This is a genomic window from Caulobacter sp. NIBR2454 (assembly GCF_027474405.1).
Classification (GTDB): domain Bacteria; phylum Pseudomonadota; class Alphaproteobacteria; order Caulobacterales; family Caulobacteraceae; genus Caulobacter.
In genome coordinates this window covers 699,951-722,261 of the sequence record NZ_CP114871.1, presented here as the reverse complement: position 1 = coordinate 722,261, position 22,311 = coordinate 699,951, and the positions used below count along the sequence as shown (strand labels likewise).

The following is a 22,311-nucleotide window of genomic DNA, read 5'->3' as shown; positions in this document are numbered from 1 at the left end:
TGACTCTGCAAGTCATTTGCACCTGCGCCGCCTCGTCGCAGGCGTCGAAATCGGCTAGGGAGCGGCCATGACCGCCGATTGCCGCCTCTATCTGATCACCCCGCCCGTCATCGACGATCTGGCCGCCTTCGGCCGTCAGCTGGCCGAGGCCCTGGACGGCGGCGATGTCGCCGCCTTGCAGATCAGGCTGAAGAACGCGCCCGACGCGGCGATCGAGGCGGCGGTGCATGCCCTGACGCCGATCTGCCAGTCGCGCGGCGTGGCGGTGATCCTCAACGACCGGCCAGACCTTGCCGCCCGCCTCGGCTGCGACGGGGTGCATGTGGGCCAGGACGACGCCAGTTGCGCCGAGGCGCGGCGGATCATGGGCGCCAAGGCCATGATCGGCGTCACCTGTCATGACAGCCGGCACCTGGCCATGGAGGCCGCCGAGGCCGGGGCGGACTATGTCGCCTTCGGCGCCTTCTTCCCCACCAGCACCAAGGAAGCCTCCACTCGGGCCGAGCCTGAAATCCTGACGATCTGGCAGGAGGTGATGGAGGTTCCCTGCGTGGCCATCGGCGGGATCACGGTCGAGACCGCCGCCGGCCTGGCCGCCGCGGGCGCCGACTTCCTGGCCGTCAGCGCCGGGGTGTGGGGTCATGCGGAGGGCCCGGGCGCGGCGGTGAAGGCGTTCGAAGCCGAGATCACCAAGGGCGTCGCCCAGCGCTGAGCCGTAAAGCGAGGCTTTCGCCACTTTTCGGCCATATTGCGGCCCGCCCGGACCGGGCGTAGCGTCCTCCCATAACAACAAGACTTGGGAGAGCGTCGATGAGGTTGCTCGTAGTGTGTCTGGTTGGTCTGGCGCTCAGCGCGCCGCTTGCGTCCGGGGCCCTCGCCGAGAACTGGCAGCCCGTCCCGGGTGACCCCACGTTCCGATACGATCAGGATTTCATGAGGGTGGACGAGCAGAGCGGGCTCGTGGTCCTGCGCTACGCCTCCGGTGGCCGGGCGGGACCCTACGCCTCGTGGCCGACGACCAAATCGCCGATCATGATGTTCGCCCTCGACTGCGCCGCCGACGGGGTGATCGACCTGGGTCTCGACTACAAAGGCGACGGCAAACTGCCGCGCAACTGGCGCGCGGCGCAGAAGGACACCGGCATCTCGGCCATGGTCGGCCCCGCCGGAAAGATGGCCTGCGAGAAGAAGGACAGCCTGCCCAAGGCGGCGCTTTAGGCTTCCTGCTCTCCTCTCCTACGAGGCGGGGGAGGAGAGTTTTGGCCCGCCTTGCTTTAAAGGGGTCTCGCCGTTAGGTTCCGCGGCCAAATTTCCGGACTCCAAATCACATGAAAATCAACGGCAACACCATCAAACCCGGCATGGTGATCCAGCACGAAGGCGGCCTGTGGGCCTGCGTCAAGGCTTCCCACGTGAAGCCGGGCAAGGGCGGCGCCTTCGCCCAAGTCGAGCTGAAGAACCTGATCGACGGCCGCAAGCTCAACGAACGCTTCCGTTCGGAAGACAAGGTCGAGCGCGTCACCCTGGAGCAGAAGGATCACACCTTCCTCTACCGCGAGGGTGAGATGCTGGTGTTCATGGATGGCGAAACCTACGAGCAGATCAGCCTGCACGAGGACTTCGTCGGAGAAGACCGCGTGCCGTGGCTGCAGGACGGCATGAAGGTCGTGGTGGAGTTCCACGAGGAGCGCGCCATCGGCATCGAGCTGCCCGAGCACGTGGTGGTCACCATCGTCGAGGCCGAAGCCACGGTGAAGGGCCAAACGGCCTCGTCGTCCTACAAGCCGGCCAAGGCCGACAACGGCGTGCGCGTCATGATCCCGCCGTACATGGACGCGGGCGAGCGCGTGCTGGTCTCGACCGAAACGGGCGAATACGTCCGCCGCGCGGACTAAGCCGGATGGCCACCCCCTCAGCCGTCGTCACCGTCATGATCGACGCGGCCCGCAAGGCCGCGCGAGGACTCTCGCGCGATTTCGGCGAGCTGGGCGAACTGCAGGTCTCCCGCAAGGGCACGGCCGACTTCGTCTCGGCCGCCGACTTGAAGGCCGAGCAGGTCATCTTCGAAATGCTGACCAAGGCCCGCCCGGGCTACACCTTTATCGGTGAAGAGCGCGGCACGGTCGAAGGCACCGACAAGACGCACACCTGGATCGTCGACCCGCTGGACGGCACCACCAACTTCCTGCACGCCATCCCGCACTTCGCGGTGAACATCGCGCTGGAGCGCGAGGGCGAGGTCGTGGCCGGCGTCACCTACAACCCGATCAGCAACGACCTGTTCTGGGCTGAAAAGGGCAAGGGCGCCTATCTGGGCATGGAGAAGCGCCTGCGCGTCGCCGCTCGCCGCAACCTGGACGACTCGATCTTGGCCACGGGCGTGCCGTTCGCCGGCAAGCCGGGTCACGCCACCTTCCTGAAAGAACTGCATCAGGTCAGCCAACGCGTCGCCGGCGTGCGCCGCTTCGGCTCGGCGGCCCTGGACCTGGCGTGGGTCGCGGCCGGCCGTTTCGACGGCTACTGGGAACGCAACCTCAACGTCTGGGACGTGGCGGCCGGCATCCTGATGGTCCGCGAATCCGGCGGCCGGGTCACCGATCTGGAGAATGGCGAGACCGGCCTGACGGGCGGCTCGATCCTGGCCGCCAACCTGGAACTGCACCCGCTGGTGCTGGAAAAGCTGCAGGCCGCCTAAGCGCGAAGTCTGCTGTGCAGCTGTCATGATCGCCGGCTAAGCTGGCGGTCATGACGCTGACCCGCCGCGCGCTCGCCGCCTCCGCCCTCGCCCTGCCCTTCATCGCCGAGATGGCGCAGGCCGCCCCCAAGAAACCCATCGTGATCGCCCACCGGGGCGCCAGCGGCGAGCGGCCGGAGCACACCGAGCTCGCCTATCGCCTGGCCGTGGATCAGGGCGCCGACTTCATCGAGCCGGACCTGGTGGTCAGCAAGGACGGCCATCTGGTCGTGCGCCACGAGAACGAGATCGGCGGCACCACCGACGTGGAGTCGCGCCCCGAGTTCGCCGCCCGCAAGGTCACCAAGCGCATCGACGGCCAGGAGATGACCGGCTGGTTCGCCGAGGACTTCACCCTCGCCGAACTGAAGACCTTGCGCGCCCGTGAGCGCCTGCCGCAGCTGCGGCCCGCCAGCGCCAAGTTCGACGGCCAGGCGCAGATCATGACCTTCGCCGAAGTGGCCGCCCTGGCCCGCGCCGAGAGCCAGCGGGTCGGTCGCGTCATCGGCGTCTATCCTGAGATGAAGCATCCGACCTTCCTGGCGTCGATCGGCCTGCCTATCGAGGACCGCATGGCCGACGCCCTGCGCGCCGCCGACCTGGACAGCCCCACCGCGCCGGTCTTCGTTCAGTGCTTTGAGGTCGCGCCCCTGAAGACCCTGCGCCGCCGCACCAATGCGCGGCTGGTGCAGCTGGTGGCGAGCGAGGCCGGCCCGGCGGACGCACCCTCGACCACCTACGCCCAGATGATCACGCCAGACGGCCTGAAGGCGATCGCCGCCTACGCCAGCGGCGTCGGGCCGGAGAAGACCCTGGTGATCCCGCAGAACGAAGAGACGCTGCTGCCGGCCACCAACTTCGTCCGGGACGCCCATGCGGCAGGTCTGGTGGTCCATCCCTGGACGGTTCGCGCCGAGAACTATTTCCTGCCCAAGAGCCTCAAGAAGGGCCTGGCGATGCGTCCGGACTACCAGCGCCTGCAGGGCGACGTAACGCCGGTGCTTAAGGCCCTGTACGCGGCCGGAGTGGACGGGGTGTTCAGCGATTTTCCGGGCCTGGCCGCGCAGGCGCGGGACGCCTAGCGGACCCCGTCTGACGGCTGGTCAGGCCCGGTCTTCGCGGCCACCATCCCTTTGAGCGATTCGATCCGCCGGGAGGGCGCATGCTGCCGAACCACGTCCCGTATGGGATGGTCATGCCGACCCTGTATGGGCCCGTGATCGTCAGCCGGCACGACATCAACCAGACCAACCACCTGCTCAAGACCGGGCGGGCGCATGGTCACGACAGCATCGAGATGATCGCCAAGCTGTCGACGCTGAAAAGCCCAGAGCCCTTCGTCCTCGATGTGGGCGCCAATTTCGGGCTGTTCTCGCTGGGCATGGCGCGGATGCTGGACGGGCGCGGCGTCTATCATTGCTTCGAGGCGCAGCGGATCCTGTTCAACATGATCGCCGGCTCGGTGGCCCTGAACGGCTACACCAACATCTTCTGCCACCACACCGCCGTCGGCGACGGCGAGGGTTCCATCGAGATTCCTCAGTTCGACTACAATCAGGCCCTCAACTTCGGCAGTGTCGAATTCGGCGGCGCCCAGAACGAGCGTCTGTCCCAAGAACGCGGCCAGGACCCCGACAAGCGCGAGTTTGTGCCGATGCGCGCCTTGGACAGCTACGGCTTTCCCCGCGTCGATATCTTGAAGATCGACGTCGAGGGCATGGAGGATCGGGTTCTCGCGGGCGCCAACCAGCTGATCGACGCCTATCGGCCGATCATGACGGTAGAGCACCTGAAGTCCGACAGCCGGGCCCTGGCCGATCACATCCAGGGCAAGGACTACAAGCTCTACGTCCTATCGGACGACTTCGTCTGCGTGCCGAATGAGCTGGCGCACCTGATCCCCGCCTAGGCCGCCTCGCCGCCGAACTGGAGCTTGGCGAGACGGGCGTAGAGGCCGCCGCGGGCCGACAGTTCGGTATGGGTGCCCTGGTCGACCACGCGGCCCTCTTCCATGACCACGATGCGATCGGCCGCCAGGACGGTGGCCAGGCGGTGGGCGATGACGAGGGTGGTGCGGTCCTTCATGGCCTCGGTGAGGGCGTGCTGCACCAGACGCTCGTTCTCGGCGTCCAGGGCGCTCGTGGCTTCGTCCAGCAGCAGGATCGGGGCCTGGCGCACCAAGGCGCGGGCGATGGCCAGGCGTTGGCGCTGGCCGCCGGACAGGGTCTTGGCGCGTTCGCCTACGGGCGTGTTGAAGCCCTCGGGCAGATTGGCGATGAAGCCGGCGGCCTGGGCGGCCTCGGCGGCCGTGGTGGCGTCGGCGACGGTGGCGTCCTCGCGGCCGAACAAAATGTTGTCCATGGCCGAGCCGGAGAACAGCGGGCTTTCCTGCGAGACCAAGGCCATGCGGGCGCGGACCTCGGCCGGATCGGCGTCGCGCAGGTCCACCCCGTCCATGTGGATCGAGCCGGCTTGAGGATCGTAGAAGCGCAGGAGAAGGCGCAGGACGGTGCTTTTGCCCGCCCCCGAGGGTCCGACAAGGGCGACGGTTTCCCCGGGCCTCACGGCCAGGTCAAAGCCCTTCAGCGCGGGCAGGTCCGGACGACCGGGATAGGCGAAGGTCACGCCGTCGAAGGCGATCTCGCCCCGCGCGGGTTTGGGCATGGGGACGGGCTTGTCGGGCGCGGCGACGTTGGGCTTGGCGGCCAGCAGCTCGCCGATCCGCTCCATGGCGCCGGAAGCCTTCTGGACCTCGCCCCAGACCTCGCCGATGGCGCCGACCGAGCCGGCGGCCATGACCGACAGGAAGGCGAACTGGATCAGGGCGCCCCAGCTCATCTCGCCGCGCAGGCCGGCGTTCACGCCCAGCCAGAAGACAACCACCACCCCGCCGAACACCAGGCCGATGACCAGGGCGGTCATGGTGGCGCGGGCGGTCATGCGGGTCAGGGACATGCGGAAGGCGTCCTCGACTGCCTTGCCGAAGCGGGCGCCGGCGCTTTTCTCGCGACCGAAGGCCTGGACCGTCTCAAGGGCGTCCAGGGTCTCGCCAGCGTAGCCGACCGCCGAGGCGAACATGTCCTGGGTCGAGGTGGTCAGCTTGCGCACCCGACGGCCGAACAGGAACAGCGGCGCGAGGACGAAGGGGAACAACAGCAGGACGAGGCCGGTCAGGCGCGGGCTGACAACCATCAGCAGGGCCAGGGCGCCGATCAGCATCAGGAAATTGCGCAGGGCCACCGAGACCGAAGTGGTGATCATCGCCTCGACGATCTGGATGTCCGTGGTCACCCGCGACAGCACCTCGCCCGTGCGGGTCTTGAGGAAAAAGCCGGGGTCCAGGGTCAGGACATGGGAATAGAGGGCCGCGCGCAGGTCCGCGATGATCCGCTCGCCGGTCTTGGTGACGAAAAAGAATCGCAGGGCGGTGGCGGCCGCCAGGATCAAGGCGTTGGCGCCGATCAGAGCGAACCAGGGATTGATGCTGGCTGGGGTCGGCTGGCCGTTGGTCAGGTGCTCGACAAGCAGGCGCAGGGTGACCGACAGGCCAAGCGTCGCGGCCGTCGAGCACAGCAGGAAGACCAGGGCCAGGCCCGCGTCGGCCTTGTGGGCGGCGAGGAAAGGCAGCAGACGGCCGAGCGCGCGTACATTGCGGCTCTTGGCGCGACGGGCGGCGGCGGCCTGCAAATTCTGGACGACTTCGGCGCCGGCGCCGGGGCGTGCCCCCGCGTCCGTGTCCGTTCCGCTCGCCTCAGTCATGACCAACCTCTTGCCAATACGCCGGGCCTTCTGTATAGCCGCGCGTCTTCGCGGTCAGCCTCTCGGGGCCGACACGACACAAATTTTCAGGCCGCTTAGTCGGTTGGATCGCCCGATGAAACAAGACACGCACCCCGACTATCACTTCATCAACGTCGTCATGACGGATGGCACCTCGTACAAGACCCGTTCGACCTACGGGAAAGAGGGCGCTACCCTGAACCTCGACATCGACCCGAAGACCCATCCGGCATGGACCGGCGGCAACGCCCACCTGCTGGACCGCGGTGGCCGCGTTTCGCGCTTCAACGCGAAGTTCGCCGGTTTCACCACCAAGAAGTAATCCGGTAAGGGCGGCGACGCCCTGGGGCTGGAAAGCCGGTGCGCTGAGCAGCGCGCCGGCTTTTTCTTGTTTTGGGATTGTCGCCAAAGCCGTTCACCCCGGCGAAGGCCGGGGCCCAGGTGAAACCTGCTGAGGCCCTGGATGAATCTGGGTCCCGGCCGTCGCCGGGATGAGCGGAATCTAAAAGAGCCTAAGACGCCCGGCCGAAGACGTCCTGCAGGCGGGTGAACTGCGACAGGACGGGGTTGGGCGCCTCAATGGCGGCTTCGGCGTCGATGTACATGCGCTGGTCCAGGTGGCGGACGCGCTCATAGAGGCGTTCAGAGCGGCCGACGAGTTCGACCAGGCTGGAGGGCAGCCCCTCGTGGGCCTCGACCTCGGCGGTGGGGGCGATGGTGTCGTCACCCACACGATAGCGGCTTTCACAGGCGGCGGCCGGGGCCATGTCGCCTTCACGCACGGCGCGCTGCACCAGCAGCCAGGAGGCCACCTGCATGAGGCGGGTGGTCAGGCGCATGCTCTCGGCCGCATAGGCCAGGGCGGCGTTGCGCGACAGCAGCTTTGAATCCTGGCGGCCGACGCCGTCCAGATAGGCGGCGCAGACCTCGACCAGTTCCATGCCTTCTTCGAAGGTCTTGTCGAACAGTTCGGAGCGGGCGAAATCCTCGATCACGCCAGCCCGCCAAACCGTCGATGCCGCACCGGGCATGTCACTCATGGGAATCATCGCCTTCAACCGGGTCGCGGCACACTAATGGCCGCACAGACCCCCTGGGTGCAACGCCCGTGCCAGAACTATCCCCGGTTCAATTGTCGCGGAAACCAAACAGCGCGTCGGCGGCGGCGCGTCCCGCCTGTTTCTTTTCGAGATGCAGCCGCGTGCGGGCGATCTCGGTCTCCAGGGTGGCGATGCGATCCTGCAGTTCGGCCACTCCTTGAAGATCGAGATCCTCCCTGAGGGCCTCGTTCAGTGCATCTCCGCGCGCGCGACGCGGTTCGACCGGCTCATCCATGGCTCGCCTCCGCTTGTAGGGGCGACATCAGAGCCCTAGCTAGGGTCGAAGGCAAGCTTTGGAGAACGCCGTGACCGACGAGACCATGACCGCCATCGCGGTGGAGAACGGCTCAGGGCCGGCTGAAGCGCTGAAACCCGTCACCCTGCCCCGCCCTGTTCCCAGGGACGGCGAAATCCTGATCCGGGTCATCGTGGCCGGGGTGAACCGTCCCGATCTGCTACAGCGGCTGGGCGCCTACCCGCCGCCGCCGGGCGCGCCGGACACCCTGGGCCTGGAGGTCGCGGGCGAGGTGGTGGTCGGGGCCGGACGCTGGAAGGCCGGCGACAAGGTCTGCGCCCTGCTGGGCGGGGGCGGATACGCGCAGTATGCGGTGGTCGACACGCGCCACGCCCTGCCGATCCCGGCGGGGCTCAGCGACATCGAGGCGGCGGCCTTGCCGGAGACGGTGTTCACGGTTTTCGCCAATGTCTTCGAGCATGGCGCGCTGCAGGCGGGCGAGACCCTGCTGGTGCATGGCGCCACGTCCGGGATCGGGACGACCGCGATCCAGATGGCCAAGGCCGCCGGGGCCAAGGTGATCGCCACGGCCCGTGGGGCGGACAAGGCGGCCGAAGCCAAGACCCTAGGCGCTGATATCGCCGTGGACGCCACGTCCGAGAACTTCGCCGAGGTGGCCAAGGCGGCCGGCGGGGTCGATGTGGTGCTGGACATGGTCGGGGCCAGCTATTTCGACCAGAACCTGGACGCCCTGAACACCGGTGGGCGGATCGTCTACATCGCCAGCCTGGGCGGCGGGATGCTGAACGTTCCGGTCTTTGGTCTGATGCGCAAACGCGCGGTGCTGACGGGGTCCACGCTGAGGCCTCGCGACGCCGACGAGAAGGCGCGCCTGACGGCGGAGGTGGAGCGGATCGTCTGGCCGTGGGTGGCGGCGGGCAAGCTGAAGCCGCGCATCGACGCGACGTTCCCGCTGGCGGAGGCGGACAGGGCGCATGCGCACCTGGAGGCTGGAGCGCATGTGGGGAAGGTCGTGCTGACGACTGGCTGACGAAAACGTCGCCCACAGGCGACAGCTACTTGCCAAGAGCTGTCGCCCACAGTAGACAGTGCTTGTGGTTGAAGTCCGTCAGACGGCCGAGTTCGCCGCTTGGTTCGGTGGACTAAGGGATCTGGTCGCCCGCACGCGGATCACCGCCCGGATCGACCAACTCGCCTACGGCTTGAAGGGGGACGTAAAAGCCGTTGGCGAGGGCGTGCGCGAACTGCGGATCCATGTCGGGCCAGGATACCGCGTCTACATCAAGGAGCACGGCGGGACGCTGACCATCCTGCTCTGCGGCGGAGATAAAAGCTCTCAGGAGCGAGACATTCGGCGGGCGAAGGAGATCGCCAGACGGGTCGTGAAGACGCCCTGAAATCTCCCGGCCGGCGCCCCCGTACGATTGTGAGGACAAGAACATGACCGCAACCACGCCGTTCAATGCAGCTGACCATATCGAGACGCCCGAGCAAGCCGCGGTGTTTCTCGATGAAGCCTTGGCGACCGGCGACGCGGGCTACATCCAGCATGCCCTGGGGGTTCTGGCGAGGTCCAAGGGCATGACCCATCTGGCCGACGCGACAGGCCTTGGGCGTCAAGGTCTATACAAGGCTCTGGCGGAGGACGGCTCGCCCAAGTTCGAGACCGTATTGAATGTCGTCAGGGCTCTCGGCATTCAGCTGCACGCGACGTTGGCGGACCAGGCCGCCGCATAGCTGCCTTCCACATAGCCCGCCAAGGTGTTGAAAAACTTGGTCGAGCCCGCCTGAACCCTTTGCTTCGTCACTGAAGCTCAGTATATGTCTGCTCCAATACCCGCCCGGCCGAAAGGCCGGGCGCCGTCATTTCTGGAGGGTCTCATGGCCGACCAAATCCTGATGCCGAAGGCGACCGCCGTCTGGCTCGTGGACAACACTTCCCTGACCTTCGAGCAGATCGCCGACTTCTGCGGCCTTCACCCGCTGGAAGTTCGCGGCATCGCCGACGGCGAAGTGGCGCGCGACATCCGCGGCGCCGACCCGATCGCTAACGGCCAGCTGTCGCGTGAAGAACTCGACAAGGCGCAGGCCAACGACAAGTACCGCATGAACGCGCTGGTCAGCCGTCACGCCGAACTGCTGAAGCCGACCAAGAAGGCCCCGCGCTACACCCCGGTGTCGCGCCGCCAGGATCGTCCGGACGCCATCGCGTGGTTCATCCGCAACCACCCCGAAGTGACCGACGCCCAGATCTCCAAGATCCTCGGCACCACCAAGGCCACCATCGAGCAGGTGCGTAACCGCAGCCACTGGAACGCGGCCAACATCAAGCCGGTCGATCCGGTGACCCTGGGCCTGGTGGGTCAGCTGGAGTTGGACGCGCTGGTCAAGAAGGCGGCTGAGAAGAAGGCCAAGGACGACGCCAAGCGCGGCATCACCGATCCCGACGGCGCCACCCTGCGCCCGGCCGGCGAGGTCGAGGCTCCGGAGCCCGAGGTCGAGGAAGAAGATTACCGCCGCCGTGGCTCGGTTTCGGCCGAGGACGTGTTCGGCAAATCGACGCCCAGCGTCGAGGCCGACGAAGAAGACTAAGGTCCCAAATGTACTTCGCCCCCGCCTTCGAGAGGCGGGGGCGAAGCGACGGGGCTCGTCAGTGGGCTCGAGACTTAAGAGTCTCTATCTCTTCCTTAAGTCGGAGTTTCTGCCGCTTTAGGGCCCTGAGGCGGACCTCGTCGAATATCGGGCGGCTCATCTCGTCCTGGATCGTCCGGTCGAGCGTCTGATGACGGACGCCCAGTTCGCGGATACGGGATTCGATGGCCATGGCTCTCGCCTCCTAGATTTTGCTTCTACTGTGACAGTGAACACCCGCTTTGCGAGGCTGTCAGATCACATATGGTTGCAGGCATGAGTCCTAAGGGGGACAGAACCATGACCGAAGCTGGACGTTCGCGATTGGTGGTCGGCATCTCCGGCGCTTCGGGGGTGGTGTATGGCCTGCGGACCCTGGACGCCTGCCGCGAGATGGGCGTCGAAAGCCATCTGATCCTGTCCAAGTCCGCGGTCCTGACACTGAGCCAGGAAACCGGCCTGTCGCCGGCGGAGGTCAACGCCAAGGCCGAGGTCGTCCATCGGGCGGGTGATGTAGGGGCGTCAATCGCCTCTGGCTCTTTCCCCACGCTTGGCATGATCATCGTGCCCTGCTCGGTGCGGACCATGAGCGAGATCGCGACGGGCGTGACCTCGTCCCTGCTGACCCGCGCCGCGGACGTGACCCTGAAGGAACGGCGCAATCTGGTGCTGATGGTGCGCGAGACGCCGCTGCATCTGGGCCACCTGCGCACCCTGACCAAGCTGGCCGAGATGGGGGCGATCATCGCCCCGCCGCTGCCGGCCTTCTATACCAAGCCCCAGAGCATCGACGAGATCGTGGATCAGTCGGTAGGCCGGGCGTTGGACCTGTTTGGCCTGTCGTGGCGGCCGGTCAAACGCTGGGGCGAGGATCTGGCCCCGGTGATCGGAGGCGAGGCGTGAGCCTTTGGGCCTGGGCGGTGAAGGCCTATGGCCGCGAAGGTGTCGGCGACCTCTGCGTCGATCTGCAGGACGCCCACGGTCAGAGCGTGCCCTATCTGCTGTTCGCCGCCTGGGCTGCGCTGGAGGGCCGCCGGGTGGAGGCGGTCCGCGCCGTGGCCCTGGCCCGGGCTTGGGAGGCCGAGGTGGTCTCGCCCCTGCGCGCGGTGCGGCGGCGGTTGAAGCAGGAGCTGCCCGGAACGGCCGACGCGGCGCGTTGGGCGCTGCGCGAGCAGGTTAAGGGTGTTGAATTAGGGGCCGAACGGCTGCTGCTGGAAGGCCTGGAGACGTTGGCGGGCGAGCCGGGTGCGGCCCGTCCGCTGGGTCAGGCCCTGAGCGCGGCGTCCCTGGCTTTCGGCGGCGCGCCCGAGGCGAAGATTTCGCGCCTCGCCACTCTGCTGTCTTGAGGCGCCTTTAACGAGGCTTGGGCTTTGGTATGAACGCAGCCGCGAACTGTAGGGGGGCGCGCAGATGAACGACGACGAACCGCTTCTCGACCACGTGGTGATGGAAAAGCTGGCTGAGCTGCGCCAGGAGCACGCCGACCTGGACGCGTCGGTGGAGGCCATCGAGGCCCAGCCCCTGCCCAACCAGCTGCTGGTGGCGCGCCTAAAGAAGCGCAAGCTGGCCCTGCGCGACCAGATCACCCATCTGGAAGGTCTGCTGACCCCCGACATCATCGCTTAACCAGAGCGGTTGCCCCGGACAAAGCGGCGCCTATACTCCGCGCCCTTCCGGGGACCCGTTCTGAGGCCCCCATAGGGATCAAGACGCCATGAGCGCCGCTACGCCGCCCGTCGCCATCATCATGGGCAGCCGCTCGGACTGGCCCACCATGAAGTGGGCCGCCGACAACCTGGATGCGCTGGGCGTGGCCTATGAGGCCAAGGTGGTCTCCGCTCACCGCACGCCGGACCGCCTGTTCGCCTTCGCCAAGGGGGCCAAGGCCGCGGGCTTCAAGGTGATCATCGCCGGGGCCGGCGGCGCGGCGCACCTGCCGGGTATGGCCGCTTCGATGACCGACCTGCCGGTTCTGGGCGTGCCGGTGGAGTCCAAGCTGCAGAACGGTCTCGATTCCCTGCTGTCCATTGTCCAGATGCCGGGCGGCGTGCCGGTGGGCACCCTGGCCGTGGGCGTGGCGGGCGCCAAAAACGCCGGCATCCTGGCGGCGCAGATCCTGGCCCTGTCGGACGAGGCGCTGGCGGGCCGCCTTTCGGCCTTCCGCGCGGCGCAGACCGACAGCGTGGCCGAGACGGTCGAGGACTGATCCCCGTGACGACTTTCCCCCTTCCCCCCGGTTCGACCATCGGCGTCCTGGGCGGCGGGCAGCTGGGCCGCATGCTGGCCCTGGCGGCCGCACGGCTGGGCTTCGACGTCGCCATCCTGACCCCGGACGAGGATTCGCCAGCCTCGCGCGTCGCCGCCAAAACTATCGTCGCCCAGTATGACGACCCAGCCGCCCTAAAGGCCTTGGCCGCCGTCGCCCAAGTGGTGACCACCGAATTCGAGAACGTTCCCGCCGACGTGCTGCGCATGCTGGCCGAGGCCGGCCTGCCGGTGGCGCCGTCCGCCGCCGCCCTGGCCGCGGCCCAGGACCGGGTGACGGAGAAGAGCTTCCTGAACGGGGTGGGGGTCGGCACCGTCCCGTTCCGCGCCGCCGATGACGCGGGCGCGATCAAGACCGCCGCCGCCGAACTGGGCGCGCCGGTGCTGCTGAAGACCCGCCGCGACGGCTATGACGGCAAGGGCCAGGCCTGGGTCGAGCACGCCACCGAGGCCAGCGCCGCCGAGGCCTTCACGGCGATTGGCGCCAAGCCCGCCATCGTCGAGGGCCGCGCCGATTTCGTGCGCGAGCTGTCGGTTATCGCCGCCCGCGGCCGCGACGGCGAGATCGCCGTCTATCCCCTGGCCGAAAACCACCACGAGAACGGCGTCCTGCGCCGCACCTCGGCCCCGGCCAAGACCACGGCCAAGCTGCGCGAGCAGGCCGAGCGCATCGCCGCCCAGATCCTGAACGGTCTGGGCTATGTGGGCGTCATGGGCGTGGAGCTTTTCGAGCTGAAAGACGGCCGGCTGCTGGTCAACGAGATCGCGCCCCGCGTCCACAACACCGGCCACTGGACCCAGGACGGCTGCGAGGTCGATCAGTTCGAGCAGCACATCCGCGCCGTGGCCGGCTGGCCGCTAGGCCCGACCCATGCCCTGGCGCATGTGGAGATGATCAACCTGCTGGGCGACGAGGTCGAGACCTGGGCCAAGCTGGCCGCCGAGCCGGAGACCCGCGTGCATCTCTACGGCAAGCGCCAGGTGAAGGCCGGGCGCAAGATGGGGCATGTGAACAGGCTTAGGGCGCTCTGAGGCTGGGTGCGTGCTTCGAGACGCGCGTTCGCGCTCCTCAGCATGACGAAGTTTGTTGCTCTCTGAATTCGTCATCCTGAGGAGCCGGCGAAGCCGGCATCTCGAAGGACGCACGACTAGTCGTCAAATATCTCCAGACCCGGCGCGGGGTGGGTTCGGTAGTGCTGGAGACGGCTGGCGAGCGAGCCGACATGAAGCTCAAGCTTGTGTCCGTCCGGATCGAGGACGTAGAGCGATGCCCCCTCGCTCCGGTTATCCTTCCAGACCGGCGCGGCGGCGCGGACCCGATCACTGAGCGCACCGAAATCGGCTTCCGCTACATCGAGAGCCAGATGGGTATAGTCGGGGTGTGGCTCACCACGCGCATCGGGATCGAGCGACAGGCAGAGCCAGAGCTTCCCCGCTTCCAGATAAGCTCCATCAGCCCAGCGGGCGCGTAACTGAAAGCCGAGAAGGTCACGATAAAAGGTCGTCGACCGCTCCAGGTCAGCGACGGCAAAGGTCACATGATTGAGCCCCCGGACCTTCAAGCCCGGCCGTACCTCAACCGCCCCAGCGCAGCAGCCACCTCGGCGGCGAGCTGTGACGGCTTCAGCTTGGTGGTCGCTTTCCACTTCTCGAAGGCCATGACGTTGTCGATGCGGGCGTCGAGGCTGGCCAGGGCCTGTTCGCGGCCGTTGGTCAGGTCCAGCGCCAAGGTCGAGATCAGGATTCCCGAGACGATGGCCCGCTTGGAATAGTGGTTCTCATCGGTGGCGGTGTCGCCGGCCCAGCGCCAGATGGCGTCGGCGCTTTCCCAGACCAGTTTCAGGGCCAGGGGAAAGTTGGTCGGAAAGGCCAGGAAACCGGCCCAGCGGCGCACGGCTTCGCGGTCGGCCGCCGCCGCATCCAGGCGGGCGATGACGCCGCTGCGGATGCGTTCGCGAATCTTCAGGGTCGCCCCGTCGGGCAGCGAGGCCAGGGCCTGGGAATCATGTCGGCGCGACAACAGGGCGGCGAGATCGCGGGCGCCGTGCGGCAGCAGAAGCTCGGCCTCGGCGGGCGACATGCCGATGTCGCGGGCCGCGACGGCGACCAGCGGGCCGCTCCAGCCAAGGCGCGGCGCGCGGGCCAGGGCGGCGTCCAGAAGGCGTTGTTCGGCCTGCGCGGCCCAATCTGTGGAGTTGGCGTCACGATCGGTCATGAGAGGATGATACATCGACCTGAAACGGCCGTCGCGCATGGACAAGCAGGAGTCCTTCTGCTATTTCGCGCGCCTCACGTCGGCAGGGCCCGCCTTGCCGACCCCAATCATTATTCTTCGCGCGCCCGTATCAGGGGGCCGACCAACCGACCGGAGAGAGTCCCCTGGTTCAGATTTTTGTCCGCGACAACAACGTCGATCAGGCCCTCAAGGCCCTGAAGAAGAAGATGCAGCGCGAAGGCTCGTTCCGCGAGATGAAGCGCCACGTGCATTACGAAAAGCCGTCGGAAAAGCGCGCTCGCCAGAAGGCTGAAGCCGTCCGTCGCGCCCGTAAGCTGGCCCGCAAGCGCGCCCAGCGTGAAGGCCTGCTGCCCGCGCCGAAGAAGCCCGCCGCTCGTTAAGACCGGACCTTCGGCGGGCCGACCGGCTCGCTAGATATCGAAAAGGCCGCGCGGTTCGCCGCGCGGCCTTTTTGGCGTTTGGGGTCTTAATCCTCGCCCTCTGGGGGAGGATCTAGGCGGCCCTAGCCGTTCGCGATCACGAACTGCACCGCCTTGACGATCTCGTGGGCGTATTTGCGGCCGAGCAGGGAATTGTGGCTAGCGCCTTCCACGTGGCGGACATAGCCGTGCTCAGAAGCTTCGGCGGGGGCGGATTGAGCCTTCTTCCATTCGGCGCGCGCGCCCGGCGTCAGGGCGCCGGCGGTCACCGCGGCGACGGGCCACGACTTGGGATAGGGCGGCGCGGCCAGGGCCTGTTCGGCGGCGGGGCGCCAGGCCTCGACCTCGCGGGCGGCGGTGCGGTTGTGGCTCTTGTCGGCGAAGGCCCAGCGCTTTTCGGCCGAAGCCTGGGGCGGCAGGCCGATCTTGTCGCCCAGGCGCGTGCCCTTCAGCGGCTTGTAGAGACCCAGCGCCGCGCCACGGGCCGCCCAGCGGGAGGCGGCCACGAAGGTTCTGACGAAGGTTTCGGCCCGCTTCATCATGTCAGGGCTGGGCGAGGCGGCGTCCACCAGCACGACTCCGACCACCGCGTCGGCGTGGGAGGCGGCGAACAGCGGCATGCGCATGCCGGCCATGGAATGGCCGACCAGGACGAAGGGTCCCTTCTCGCCGGCGGCGGCCAGCAGCTTTTCCAGATCGCCTTCGATGGCGTTCCCGTCGCGGGGCAGCGGGCCGGGGTCGGAATAGCCCATGCCGGCGCGGTCATAGGCGCAGGAGCGGATGCCCTGAGCGGTCAGGGCTTCCTGCACCGCGCCCCAGTCGGCGGCGAAGCCGAAGGCGCCGGCCTCGAGCAGGACAGTGGGGGAGCCGGTGGCCGGCCCTTCGCAGACCAGGCGCATGTTGCGCCCGCCCACGTCATAGAACTTGCCCCTCGGCTGGGGGGCGGCGATCGACATGGCGCCGCCAAGGGCGATCCAGGCGACGAAGGCGAGCGATAGACAGGCGGCGGCGCGAACGGTGAAGCTGAGCATGGAGCCTAGATAAGCAGCCTTGCGGCTTTGGCGAATTACAAAGCCGCAACGCGCGCGATCATTCCGTCAGACGGATCACCGCGCGGGGCCGTTCGCCCTGCTGCGCCGCTTTCTTGCGCACCCCCTTGGGCCAGTTGGAGACGGTGGCCATGCGCACCTTGCGCGAGACGCGGGCGGCGGCGGTCAGGGGCAGGTCGTCGGCCTGCGCGAACTGGCGGCCCATGAAGTAGGTCGGGTTCACCGGATCGCCGTCGTGGCGGATCTCGAAATGCAGGTGCGAGCCGGTGGAGCGGCCGGAAGAGCCCACATGGCCGATGACCTGACCAGCGTCGATGGCCGAGCCCTTGCGCATGCCCTTGGCCTTGCGGCCCAGGTGCGCATAGAGCGACGACAGGCCGTGGTCGTGCGCCACCTCGACGAAGCGGCCATATGCGGCGTCCTCGCCCGAGCGGATGACCGTTCCCGGCAGAGTGGCTAGGACGGGCGCGCCTTCGGGCGCGGCGATATCGACGCCCTTGTGCAGGCGGCCGGCTTCCTCCCAGGGCAATTGGCGCATGCCGAAGGACGAATTGACCTGCTGACCCGGCAGGGGCGTGACGAAGCTGAAGGCCGGCGGCGGCGGGGCGACGACCGGCGCGGGCGCAACGGTCACAGGCGCCGGCTTGGGACTGGAGATGAAGGACAGGTCCGCATCGGGACGCGCGGCGCCGATGGCGGTCATGGCGAATACGCCCCATAGGGCGCAAGAGCCAAGGATGGCGGCGAGGCCCATGTACGGGACCCGTCCGTCAATGACGTCGGTGGACAATTCGTAGACCTCGTGTTTGGTGTCGCGCTTTATATGCGGCCCGCCGAGATCAGACGGCCGCGCGGCGACGTTCTTCGATGATGAAGCCGAAGAACTAGAGGCGGTTATTGGCCTAAATTGGGCTCAGCTTGGCTGTAGAAGATTCAGCCAATGGCTCACTGATCTCAACCTGATCACGAGCTATCCTCATCGCCTCCCTCCCTTGTGGCGAGGGAGGCGATGAGGATCGGAGCTAGAGCCCCTTCACGATGCCTTCGACCATCTTCTTGGCGTCGGCGAACAGCATCATGGTGTTGTCGCGGAAGAAGAGCTCGTTCTCGACCCCGGCATAGCCGGACGCCATGCCGCGTTTGACGAACAGGACCGTGCGGGCCTTCTCGACGTCCAGGATCGGCATGCCGAAGATGGCGCTGGTGGGGTCGGTCTTGGCGGCCGGGTTGGTCACGTCGTTGGCCCCGATGACGAAGGCCACGTCGGCGGTGGAGAACTCCGAATTGATGTCCTCCAGCTCGAACACCTCGTCATAGGGCACGTTGGCCTCGGCCAGCAGGACGTTCATGTGGCCGGGCATGCGGCCGGCGACGGGGTGGATGGCGTACTTCACCTCGACCCCCTCCTCCTTCAGCTTGTCGGCCATTTCGCGCAGGGCATGCTGAGCCTGGGACACGGCCATGCCGTAGCCGGGGACGATGATGACCTTGGAGGCGTTCTTCATGATGAAGGCCGCGTCGTCGGCCGAGCCCTGTTTCACGGGCCGCGTCTCGACCGCGCCGCCAGGACCCGCGGCCGCGGCGTCGGCGCCGAAGCCGCCCAGGATCACCGAGACGAAGCTGCGGTTCATGCCCTTGCACATGATGTAGGACAGGATCGCGCCGGACGAGCCGACCAGAGCCCCGGTGATGATCAGGGTGGTGTTTTCCAGCGTGAAGCCCAGCGCCGCCGCCGCCCAGCCGGAATAGCTGTTCAGCATCGACACCACGACGGGCATGTCGGCCCCGCCGATGGGGATGATCAGGGTGACGCCGATCAGCAGGCTGAGGGCGAAGATGCCCCAGAAGGCCCACTTGGCCTCGCCGCCCGTGACGACCAGCACCACGATCAGGGCGACGATGCCGGCGGCGATGGCGATGTTCAGCAGGTGACGGGCCGGCAGCAGGATCGGCGCGCCGCCCATGTTGCCGTTCAGCTTGGCGAAGGCGATGACCGAGCCGGTGAAGGTGATGGCGCCGATGGCTAGGCCCAGGGACAGCTCGATCAGGCTGTTGACGTGGATATGCCCGTCCGCGCCGACGATGCCGTAGGCGGCAGGGGTATAGATGGCGGCCACGGCCACCAGGCAGGCGGCCATGCCGACCAGGCTGTGGAAGGCGGCGACCAGCTGCGGCATGGAGGTCATCGGCACCTTGCGGGCGATGACCGCGCCGACGCCGCCGCCGACAGCGACGCCCGCGATGATCAGGCCGACGGTGATGGCGTCCAGCGCGCCCTGGCTCCAGAGGGTGGCCAGGGTGGTGAACACGGCGATGGCCATGCCCACCATGCCGTAGGTGTTGCCCTTGCGGCTGGTCTCGGGGCTGGAAAGCCCGCGCAGGGCCAGGATGAACAGCACCCCGGAGACGAGGTAGAGGATGGCGGCGAGATTGGCGTTCATGTGATGTCCCCCGATCCCCGCTCTACTTCTGCTTCTTCTTGTACATGGCCAGCATTCGCTGCGTGACCAGGAAGCCGCCGAAGATGTTCACGGCGGCGAAGGCGGCGGCGACGGCGCCGGCGCCCTTGGATATCCAGACCGAACCGGCGGCCTGGGCGCCCTGCGCCTCCACGCCATGGGCGGCGGCGGCCAGCAGGGCGCCGACGATGATCACGGACGAGATGGCGTTGGTCACCGCCATCAGGGGCGTGTGCAGGGCGGGCGTGACGCTCCACACCACGTAGTAGCCAACGAAGATGGCGAGCACGAAGATCGCCAGGCGGAAGATGGTGGGGTCGACGGCTTCCATGGTCTCAAGCCTTCCTTTGTGCGTCCTTCGACTGCGCCCACGGCGCGCTCTGGACGGCGAACCTTGTTGTTAGGCCTTGAGGGCCGGATGGACGATCGCGCCGCCTTGGCAGACCACGGCCGCCTTGAGAATCTCGTCCTCGAAGTCGGGAGCGTAGGCGCCCTCCTTGCTCAGCAGCAGGGCCGACAGGGAGACCAGGTTGCGCGCATAAAGCGCCGAGGCGTCGGTGGCGATACGGCCCGCCAGGTTGGCGATGCCGACGATCTTCACCCCATTGGCGGTCTCGACGATCTGGTCGAGCTTGGCGCCCTCGACATTGCCGCCCTGCTCAATGGCTAGGTCGATCAGCACCGAGCCGGGGCGCATGGAGGCGACCTGGGCGGCGGTGACAAGGCGCGGCGCGGGCCGCCCCGGGATCAGGGCCGTGGTGATGACGATGTCTTGCTTGGCGATGTGACCGCTGACGAGCTCGGCCTGCTTGGCCTGATACTCCTTGGACATCTCCTTGGCGTAGCCGCCGGCGGTCTGGGCGTTCTTGAACTCCTCGTCCTCGACGGCCAGGAACTTGGCGCCGAGCGACTCCACCTGCTCCTTGGTGGCGGGGCGCACATCGGTGGCGGTGACCACCGCGCCGAGACGGCGGGCCGTGGCGATGGCCTGCAGGCCGGCGACGCCGACCCCCATGATGAACACCTTGGCCGCGGCGACGGTGCCGGCGGCGGTCATCATCATCGGCAGGGCCTTGCCATAGACGTGGGCCCCTTCGATCACAGCGCGGTAGCCGGCCAGGTTGGCCTGGGACGACAGAGCGTCCATCACCTGGGCCCGCGTAATGCGCGGGATGAACTCCATGGCCAGGGCGGTGCAGCCCTTCTTGGTCAGGGCGTCGAGGGTCGCCTTGTCCTGGTGCGGATTCAGCAGGGCGACCACGAGGGCGCCGGCCTTAAGGCCCGCGATCTCGTCGGCCTCGGGGCCGCGAACCTTGAACAGGATATCGGCGTCGGCGACGGCGGCCTTAGCGGTCTTGGCCAGCTTGGCGCCCGCGGCGGCGTAGTCGGCGTCGGGATAGGCGGCGGCCAGGCCAGCGCCTTCCTCGACGGTCACCGCGAAACCGGCGGCGATGAGCTTCTTGATGCTTTCAGGAGTCGCGGCGACGCGAGTCTCGCCCGAACGACGTTCCTTGGTGACCGCGATGACGGCCATGCAGCGCCTCCCCCTCAACCAACTGCCTTATAGTTGCAGCCGGTCTAGGGGATGAACTTGCCCTTTGTCGAGCCGAACAGGCCGGCTCGCGCAAAATTATTCTGAAACAGGCGTTAGTGCGCCTGAGGCTTTTCCTTCAGGAGGAAGACGCCCGCCACCGCCACGATCACGCCGGCGATCAGACCGCCGAGGAAGCCGGCGCTGGTGCAGAACCACAGGACCAGGCTGGTGAGGACGGCCGACAGGGCCAGCGAGCCCCACTTGGCCATCAGGTTGAAGGCATGGAAGGTCGATGCCTGTTCCTGGATATCCATCTCACCGCGGTGATAGTCGGCCATGTCGCGCCCTTGCGTGGAAACTTGAATGGGTCGGCAGATACAACGCCGCGCCGCCCGGCTCAAGCTCAGGTCTGCGCGGCCTTTCGCGGCCAGCCAGCGAGCAGGCCGCGCAGGGCGCCGACGAAGGCCAGCGGCTGGTCGAGCATGACGTGGTGATGGGCCTGCGGAAGCTCGATCATCGGGGTGCCGGGCGCGACCAGGCTGTGCATGTACTCCAGCACCTCCGGATCGATCAGGGCGGAGTTCTGGCCCCACATGAAGGCGCTCGGGCATTTGGGCCGGCCGGGGCGCTCGTTGAAGCTGAAGTGCTTCCAAAGGTCCGGATCGAACTTCCAGCGCAGGCCGCCCTCGACCTTGGCCACCGAGCGGCGGGCGATGAAATCGACGATGTAGAGGTTCTCGCAGGGCTGCGGCGGGGCCAGGCGGAAACGAGCCAAGGCGTCGTTCAAGGTTTCATAGACGCGGTTGGGTCCGCTGCGGGACGGCGGGCCTTTCCATTCGCGGCTGGGCGGGCGGATCGGCGAATCGACGCTGACCGCGGCGCGCAGGCGGTCGCCGCCCTTGGCCGCCGCCAGCATGGTCGGATAGGAGCCGAAGGAGTGGCCGACAAAGACCGGCTTGCCGCCATCGGCATAGAGCCCGGCGGCCTCTGCGGCGGCGAAGGCCTCGCGCACGAACTGGTCGCCGTCATATTTCTCCCGCCAGCCCGAGCCGCCCATGCCGGACCAGGAGATGGCGGCCACCCGCCACTCGTCGGCGAAGAACGGGGCGATGAAGCTCCACCAGTCGGCGTGGGCCCCGTTGCCGTGCAGGAACATCAGGCCGGGCTTGCCAACCTCGCCCCAGGTCAGCAGCTCGATATCGACGCCATCGACCTCGACAGTGGAGCGTTCGGGCTCGCGGGCCACGGCCTCGTCGAACCAGGCGGGAGCCGGCGGCTTTTCGCCCTTGAAGGACGCCAGGGGCGTCGCCAGTTCCGGCGGCAGGGGGGCGTCATCAGCCATTGGTGAATGCCTTCTCGCCCGGACGCGGCTCACGCGCGCCCAGGGACTTGAACACGCCAGAGCCGGTCATCAGGGTCCGCTCGCCGCACCAGATGCGGCCGCGCACCGTGAACAGGCCGTCGGTTTCGGAGATCAGCTCGCTCTCACCCTCGACCCAGTCGCCCAGCTGAGCGCCGGAGAGGAAGTCGCAGGTCAGGCGCACGGTCACCCAACGGCTGGAGCGCTCGATGGAGATGATGCGGCCCCAAGCCATGTCGGCGAAGCTCATCAACATGCCGCCGTGGCAGTTTCCCAGGCCGTTGGTGTGATGCTGCTCGACCCGGAAGGCGAGCAAGGACCGCTCCCCGCCCCGCTCGAACAGCGGGCCGATCTGCAGCCCAAAGCCTCGCGACCAGTTGAGCTGGCGGAAGCCTTCGGGAATGACGGCCGCCTGGGCCTCTGTCAGGTCATCGGACATCCGATGAATCTAACAAGCGTTTGAGGCGGGTGGGAAGCCGTGACTTAAG

General features: G+C 67.4%; 31 protein-coding genes. 17 read left to right on the top strand and 14 right to left on the bottom strand.

Features of this window, described 5'->3' with window-relative positions; all coding sequences use genetic code 11:
* The first annotated feature begins 67 nt into the window (after positions 1 to 67).
* From thiE to O5K31_RS03520, 6 genes are all read left to right on the top strand, one after another.
* On the top strand, positions 68 to 712 hold the full coding sequence (gene thiE / locus O5K31_RS03545) for a thiamine phosphate synthase (RefSeq protein ID WP_269715899.1): 645 nt from the start codon (positions 68 to 70) through the stop codon (positions 710 to 712).
* 98 nt (positions 713 to 810) lie between these two features.
* The gene (locus tag O5K31_RS03540; RefSeq protein ID WP_269715897.1) at positions 811 to 1,218 is read left to right on the top strand and encodes a hypothetical protein; all 408 of its coding nucleotides are present in this window, start codon (positions 811 to 813) and stop codon (positions 1,216 to 1,218) included.
* A 110-nt stretch (positions 1,219 to 1,328) separates the two neighbouring features.
* Positions 1,329 to 1,895 (top strand): elongation factor P, encoded by a 567-nt coding sequence (gene efp, locus O5K31_RS03535; RefSeq protein ID WP_269715895.1) that lies wholly within the window; start codon positions 1,329 to 1,331, stop codon positions 1,893 to 1,895.
* A 5-nt stretch (positions 1,896 to 1,900) separates the two neighbouring features.
* Positions 1,901 to 2,695: an inositol monophosphatase family protein gene (locus O5K31_RS03530; protein WP_269715893.1), complete on the top strand. Its 795-nt coding sequence runs from the start codon at positions 1,901 to 1,903 to the stop codon at positions 2,693 to 2,695.
* Between the two features lie 50 nt (positions 2,696 to 2,745).
* Positions 2,746 to 3,816 (top strand): glycerophosphodiester phosphodiesterase, encoded by a 1,071-nt coding sequence (locus tag O5K31_RS03525; protein ID WP_269715891.1) that lies wholly within the window; start codon positions 2,746 to 2,748, stop codon positions 3,814 to 3,816.
* A gap of 80 nt (positions 3,817 to 3,896) precedes the next feature.
* Complete coding sequence (locus O5K31_RS03520) at positions 3,897 to 4,643, top strand: FkbM family methyltransferase (RefSeq protein WP_269715889.1); 747 nt, start codon at positions 3,897 to 3,899, stop codon at positions 4,641 to 4,643.
* Here the strand turns inward: O5K31_RS03520 and O5K31_RS03515 are convergent.
* Positions 4,640 to 6,493, bottom strand: coding sequence for an ABC transporter transmembrane domain-containing protein (locus O5K31_RS03515; protein ID WP_269715887.1), 1,854 nt, complete (start codon positions 6,491 to 6,493; stop codon positions 4,640 to 4,642). The genes O5K31_RS03520 and O5K31_RS03515 overlap by 4 nt on opposite strands.
* A 115-nt stretch (positions 6,494 to 6,608) precedes the next feature.
* On the opposite strand from O5K31_RS03515, the gene rpmE reads away from it, so the two are divergent.
* Complete coding sequence (gene rpmE, locus O5K31_RS03510) at positions 6,609 to 6,836, top strand: 50S ribosomal protein L31 (RefSeq protein ID WP_269715885.1); 228 nt, start codon at positions 6,609 to 6,611, stop codon at positions 6,834 to 6,836.
* A gap of 190 nt (positions 6,837 to 7,026) precedes the next feature.
* Here the strand turns inward: rpmE and rcdA are convergent, their stop codons facing one another.
* Positions 7,027 to 7,554, bottom strand: coding sequence for a protease adaptor protein RcdA (gene rcdA, locus O5K31_RS03505; RefSeq protein WP_269715883.1), 528 nt, complete (start codon positions 7,552 to 7,554; stop codon positions 7,027 to 7,029).
* Between the two features lie 88 nt (positions 7,555 to 7,642).
* Positions 7,643 to 7,849, bottom strand: coding sequence for a DUF1192 domain-containing protein (locus O5K31_RS03500; RefSeq protein ID WP_269715881.1), 207 nt, complete (start codon positions 7,847 to 7,849; stop codon positions 7,643 to 7,645).
* Positions 7,850 to 7,934: 85 nt separating this feature from the next.
* Here O5K31_RS03500 and O5K31_RS03495 point away from each other — a divergent pair, with 85 nt between their 5' ends.
* The 4 genes from O5K31_RS03495 (at position 7,935) to O5K31_RS03480 (ending at position 10,462) form a co-directional block, all read left to right on the top strand.
* Complete coding sequence (locus O5K31_RS03495; protein ID WP_269716993.1) at positions 7,935 to 8,900, top strand: NAD(P)H-quinone oxidoreductase; 966 nt, start codon at positions 7,935 to 7,937, stop codon at positions 8,898 to 8,900.
* 64 nt (positions 8,901 to 8,964) lie between these two features.
* Positions 8,965 to 9,267, top strand: a complete 303-nt coding sequence (locus tag O5K31_RS03490; protein WP_269715879.1) for a type II toxin-antitoxin system RelE/ParE family toxin — start codon at positions 8,965 to 8,967, stop codon at positions 9,265 to 9,267.
* Positions 9,268 to 9,310: 43 nt separating this feature from the next.
* Complete coding sequence (locus O5K31_RS03485) at positions 9,311 to 9,607, top strand: addiction module antidote protein (RefSeq protein ID WP_269715877.1); 297 nt, start codon at positions 9,311 to 9,313, stop codon at positions 9,605 to 9,607.
* A 144-nt stretch (positions 9,608 to 9,751) separates the two neighbouring features.
* Positions 9,752 to 10,462, top strand: coding sequence for a DUF1013 domain-containing protein (locus O5K31_RS03480; RefSeq protein WP_269715875.1), 711 nt, complete (start codon positions 9,752 to 9,754; stop codon positions 10,460 to 10,462).
* Between the two features lie 58 nt (positions 10,463 to 10,520).
* Here the strand turns inward: O5K31_RS03480 and O5K31_RS03475 are convergent, their stop codons facing one another.
* Positions 10,521 to 10,694, bottom strand: a complete 174-nt coding sequence (locus tag O5K31_RS03475; protein WP_269715873.1) for a YdcH family protein — start codon at positions 10,692 to 10,694, stop codon at positions 10,521 to 10,523.
* A gap of 107 nt (positions 10,695 to 10,801) precedes the next feature.
* Here O5K31_RS03475 and O5K31_RS03470 point away from each other — a divergent pair, with 107 nt between their 5' ends.
* From O5K31_RS03470 to O5K31_RS03450, 5 genes are all read left to right on the top strand, one after another.
* Complete coding sequence (locus O5K31_RS03470; protein WP_269715871.1) at positions 10,802 to 11,404, top strand: UbiX family flavin prenyltransferase; 603 nt, start codon at positions 10,802 to 10,804, stop codon at positions 11,402 to 11,404.
* The gene (locus O5K31_RS03465; RefSeq protein ID WP_269715869.1) at positions 11,401 to 11,847 is read left to right on the top strand and encodes a TIGR02444 family protein; all 447 of its coding nucleotides are present in this window, start codon (positions 11,401 to 11,403) and stop codon (positions 11,845 to 11,847) included. The genes O5K31_RS03470 and O5K31_RS03465 overlap by 4 nt, the downstream gene beginning before the upstream one ends.
* A 64-nt stretch (positions 11,848 to 11,911) precedes the next feature.
* A complete protein-coding gene (locus O5K31_RS03460) occupies positions 11,912 to 12,127 on the top strand; it encodes a YdcH family protein (RefSeq protein ID WP_269715867.1) in 216 nt (71 codons plus the stop codon).
* 88 nt (positions 12,128 to 12,215) lie between these two features.
* Entirely contained in the window at positions 12,216 to 12,707 is a 492-nt protein-coding gene (gene purE, locus O5K31_RS03455) for a 5-(carboxyamino)imidazole ribonucleotide mutase (protein WP_269715865.1), read from the top strand.
* 5 nt (positions 12,708 to 12,712) lie between these two features.
* A complete protein-coding gene (locus O5K31_RS03450) occupies positions 12,713 to 13,798 on the top strand; it encodes a 5-(carboxyamino)imidazole ribonucleotide synthase (RefSeq protein ID WP_269715864.1) in 1,086 nt (361 codons plus the stop codon).
* A 116-nt stretch (positions 13,799 to 13,914) separates the two neighbouring features.
* On the opposite strand, the gene O5K31_RS03445 is transcribed toward O5K31_RS03450, so the two are convergent.
* Together O5K31_RS03445 and O5K31_RS03440 are read right to left on the bottom strand one after the other, a co-directional pair.
* Entirely contained in the window at positions 13,915 to 14,328 is a 414-nt protein-coding gene (locus tag O5K31_RS03445; protein WP_269715862.1) for a fosfomycin resistance glutathione transferase, read from the bottom strand.
* Positions 14,325 to 14,981 (bottom strand): COQ9 family protein, encoded by a 657-nt coding sequence (locus tag O5K31_RS03440; RefSeq protein WP_269715860.1) that lies wholly within the window; start codon positions 14,979 to 14,981, stop codon positions 14,325 to 14,327. The genes O5K31_RS03445 and O5K31_RS03440 overlap by 4 nt, the downstream gene beginning before the upstream one ends.
* A 164-nt stretch (positions 14,982 to 15,145) precedes the next feature.
* Here O5K31_RS03440 and rpsU point away from each other — a divergent pair, with 164 nt between their 5' ends.
* Positions 15,146 to 15,382: a 30S ribosomal protein S21 gene (gene rpsU, locus O5K31_RS03435; protein ID WP_269716992.1), complete on the top strand. Its 237-nt coding sequence runs from the start codon at positions 15,146 to 15,148 to the stop codon at positions 15,380 to 15,382.
* Between the two features lie 122 nt (positions 15,383 to 15,504).
* Here rpsU and O5K31_RS03430 read toward each other — a convergent pair whose 3' ends face one another.
* From O5K31_RS03430 to O5K31_RS03395, 8 genes are all read right to left on the bottom strand, one after another.
* A complete protein-coding gene (locus O5K31_RS03430; protein ID WP_269715858.1) occupies positions 15,505 to 16,452 on the bottom strand; it encodes an alpha/beta fold hydrolase in 948 nt (315 codons plus the stop codon).
* Positions 16,453 to 16,510: 58 nt separating this feature from the next.
* Positions 16,511 to 17,260 (bottom strand): M23 family metallopeptidase, encoded by a 750-nt coding sequence (locus O5K31_RS03425; RefSeq protein ID WP_269715856.1) that lies wholly within the window; start codon positions 17,258 to 17,260, stop codon positions 16,511 to 16,513.
* 232 nt (positions 17,261 to 17,492) lie between these two features.
* Complete coding sequence (locus tag O5K31_RS03420) at positions 17,493 to 18,911, bottom strand: NAD(P)(+) transhydrogenase (Re/Si-specific) subunit beta (protein ID WP_269715854.1); 1,419 nt, start codon at positions 18,909 to 18,911, stop codon at positions 17,493 to 17,495.
* A gap of 22 nt (positions 18,912 to 18,933) precedes the next feature.
* The gene (locus O5K31_RS03415) at positions 18,934 to 19,260 is read right to left on the bottom strand and encodes an NAD(P) transhydrogenase subunit alpha (RefSeq protein WP_269715852.1); all 327 of its coding nucleotides are present in this window, start codon (positions 19,258 to 19,260) and stop codon (positions 18,934 to 18,936) included.
* A gap of 69 nt (positions 19,261 to 19,329) precedes the next feature.
* The gene (locus tag O5K31_RS03410) at positions 19,330 to 20,463 is read right to left on the bottom strand and encodes a Re/Si-specific NAD(P)(+) transhydrogenase subunit alpha (protein WP_269715850.1); all 1,134 of its coding nucleotides are present in this window, start codon (positions 20,461 to 20,463) and stop codon (positions 19,330 to 19,332) included.
* Between the two features lie 113 nt (positions 20,464 to 20,576).
* The gene (locus O5K31_RS03405) at positions 20,577 to 20,801 is read right to left on the bottom strand and encodes an aa3-type cytochrome c oxidase subunit IV (protein WP_269715848.1); all 225 of its coding nucleotides are present in this window, start codon (positions 20,799 to 20,801) and stop codon (positions 20,577 to 20,579) included.
* 65 nt (positions 20,802 to 20,866) lie between these two features.
* The gene (locus O5K31_RS03400; protein ID WP_269715846.1) at positions 20,867 to 21,805 is read right to left on the bottom strand and encodes an alpha/beta fold hydrolase; all 939 of its coding nucleotides are present in this window, start codon (positions 21,803 to 21,805) and stop codon (positions 20,867 to 20,869) included.
* Entirely contained in the window at positions 21,798 to 22,262 is a 465-nt protein-coding gene (locus tag O5K31_RS03395; protein WP_269715844.1) for a PaaI family thioesterase, read from the bottom strand. Before O5K31_RS03395 ends, O5K31_RS03400 begins: the two co-directional genes overlap by 8 nt.
* Between the last annotated feature and the right edge of the window lie 49 nt (positions 22,263 to 22,311).

Coding starts and splice junctions, on each gene's coding strand:
- O5K31_RS03495 (WP_269716993.1), top strand. CDS start 7,935: ATGACCGCCATCGCGGTGGAGAACGGCTCAGGGCCGGCTGAAGCGCTG.
- O5K31_RS03420 (WP_269715854.1), bottom strand. CDS start 18,911: ATGAACGCCAATCTCGCCGCCATCCTCTACCTCGTCTCCGGGGTGCTG.
- O5K31_RS03410 (WP_269715850.1), bottom strand. CDS start 20,463: ATGGCCGTCATCGCGGTCACCAAGGAACGTCGTTCGGGCGAGACTCGC.
- purE (WP_269715865.1), top strand. CDS start 12,216: ATGAGCGCCGCTACGCCGCCCGTCGCCATCATCATGGGCAGCCGCTCG.
- O5K31_RS03540 (WP_269715897.1), top strand. CDS start 811: ATGAGGTTGCTCGTAGTGTGTCTGGTTGGTCTGGCGCTCAGCGCGCCG.
- O5K31_RS03395 (WP_269715844.1), bottom strand. CDS start 22,262: ATGTCCGATGACCTGACAGAGGCCCAGGCGGCCGTCATTCCCGAAGGC.
- O5K31_RS03400 (WP_269715846.1), bottom strand. CDS start 21,805: ATGGCTGATGACGCCCCCCTGCCGCCGGAACTGGCGACGCCCCTGGCG.
- O5K31_RS03480 (WP_269715875.1), top strand. CDS start 9,752: ATGGCCGACCAAATCCTGATGCCGAAGGCGACCGCCGTCTGGCTCGTG.
- O5K31_RS03440 (WP_269715860.1), bottom strand. CDS start 14,981: ATGACCGATCGTGACGCCAACTCCACAGATTGGGCCGCGCAGGCCGAA.
- rpmE (WP_269715885.1), top strand. CDS start 6,609: ATGAAACAAGACACGCACCCCGACTATCACTTCATCAACGTCGTCATG.
- O5K31_RS03470 (WP_269715871.1), top strand. CDS start 10,802: ATGACCGAAGCTGGACGTTCGCGATTGGTGGTCGGCATCTCCGGCGCT.
- O5K31_RS03460 (WP_269715867.1), top strand. CDS start 11,912: ATGAACGACGACGAACCGCTTCTCGACCACGTGGTGATGGAAAAGCTG.
- O5K31_RS03475 (WP_269715873.1), bottom strand. CDS start 10,694: ATGGCCATCGAATCCCGTATCCGCGAACTGGGCGTCCGTCATCAGACG.
- O5K31_RS03415 (WP_269715852.1), bottom strand. CDS start 19,260: ATGGAAGCCGTCGACCCCACCATCTTCCGCCTGGCGATCTTCGTGCTC.
- O5K31_RS03430 (WP_269715858.1), bottom strand. CDS start 16,452: ATGCTCAGCTTCACCGTTCGCGCCGCCGCCTGTCTATCGCTCGCCTTC.
- O5K31_RS03405 (WP_269715848.1), bottom strand. CDS start 20,801: ATGGCCGACTATCACCGCGGTGAGATGGATATCCAGGAACAGGCATCG.
- efp (WP_269715895.1), top strand. CDS start 1,329: ATGAAAATCAACGGCAACACCATCAAACCCGGCATGGTGATCCAGCAC.
- O5K31_RS03515 (WP_269715887.1), bottom strand. CDS start 6,493: ATGACTGAGGCGAGCGGAACGGACACGGACGCGGGGGCACGCCCCGGC.
- O5K31_RS03485 (WP_269715877.1), top strand. CDS start 9,311: ATGACCGCAACCACGCCGTTCAATGCAGCTGACCATATCGAGACGCCC.
- rcdA (WP_269715883.1), bottom strand. CDS start 7,554: ATGAGTGACATGCCCGGTGCGGCATCGACGGTTTGGCGGGCTGGCGTG.
- O5K31_RS03525 (WP_269715891.1), top strand. CDS start 2,746: ATGACGCTGACCCGCCGCGCGCTCGCCGCCTCCGCCCTCGCCCTGCCC.
- thiE (WP_269715899.1), top strand. CDS start 68: ATGACCGCCGATTGCCGCCTCTATCTGATCACCCCGCCCGTCATCGAC.
- O5K31_RS03530 (WP_269715893.1), top strand. CDS start 1,901: ATGGCCACCCCCTCAGCCGTCGTCACCGTCATGATCGACGCGGCCCGC.
- O5K31_RS03500 (WP_269715881.1), bottom strand. CDS start 7,849: ATGGATGAGCCGGTCGAACCGCGTCGCGCGCGCGGAGATGCACTGAAC.
- O5K31_RS03520 (WP_269715889.1), top strand. CDS start 3,897: ATGCTGCCGAACCACGTCCCGTATGGGATGGTCATGCCGACCCTGTAT.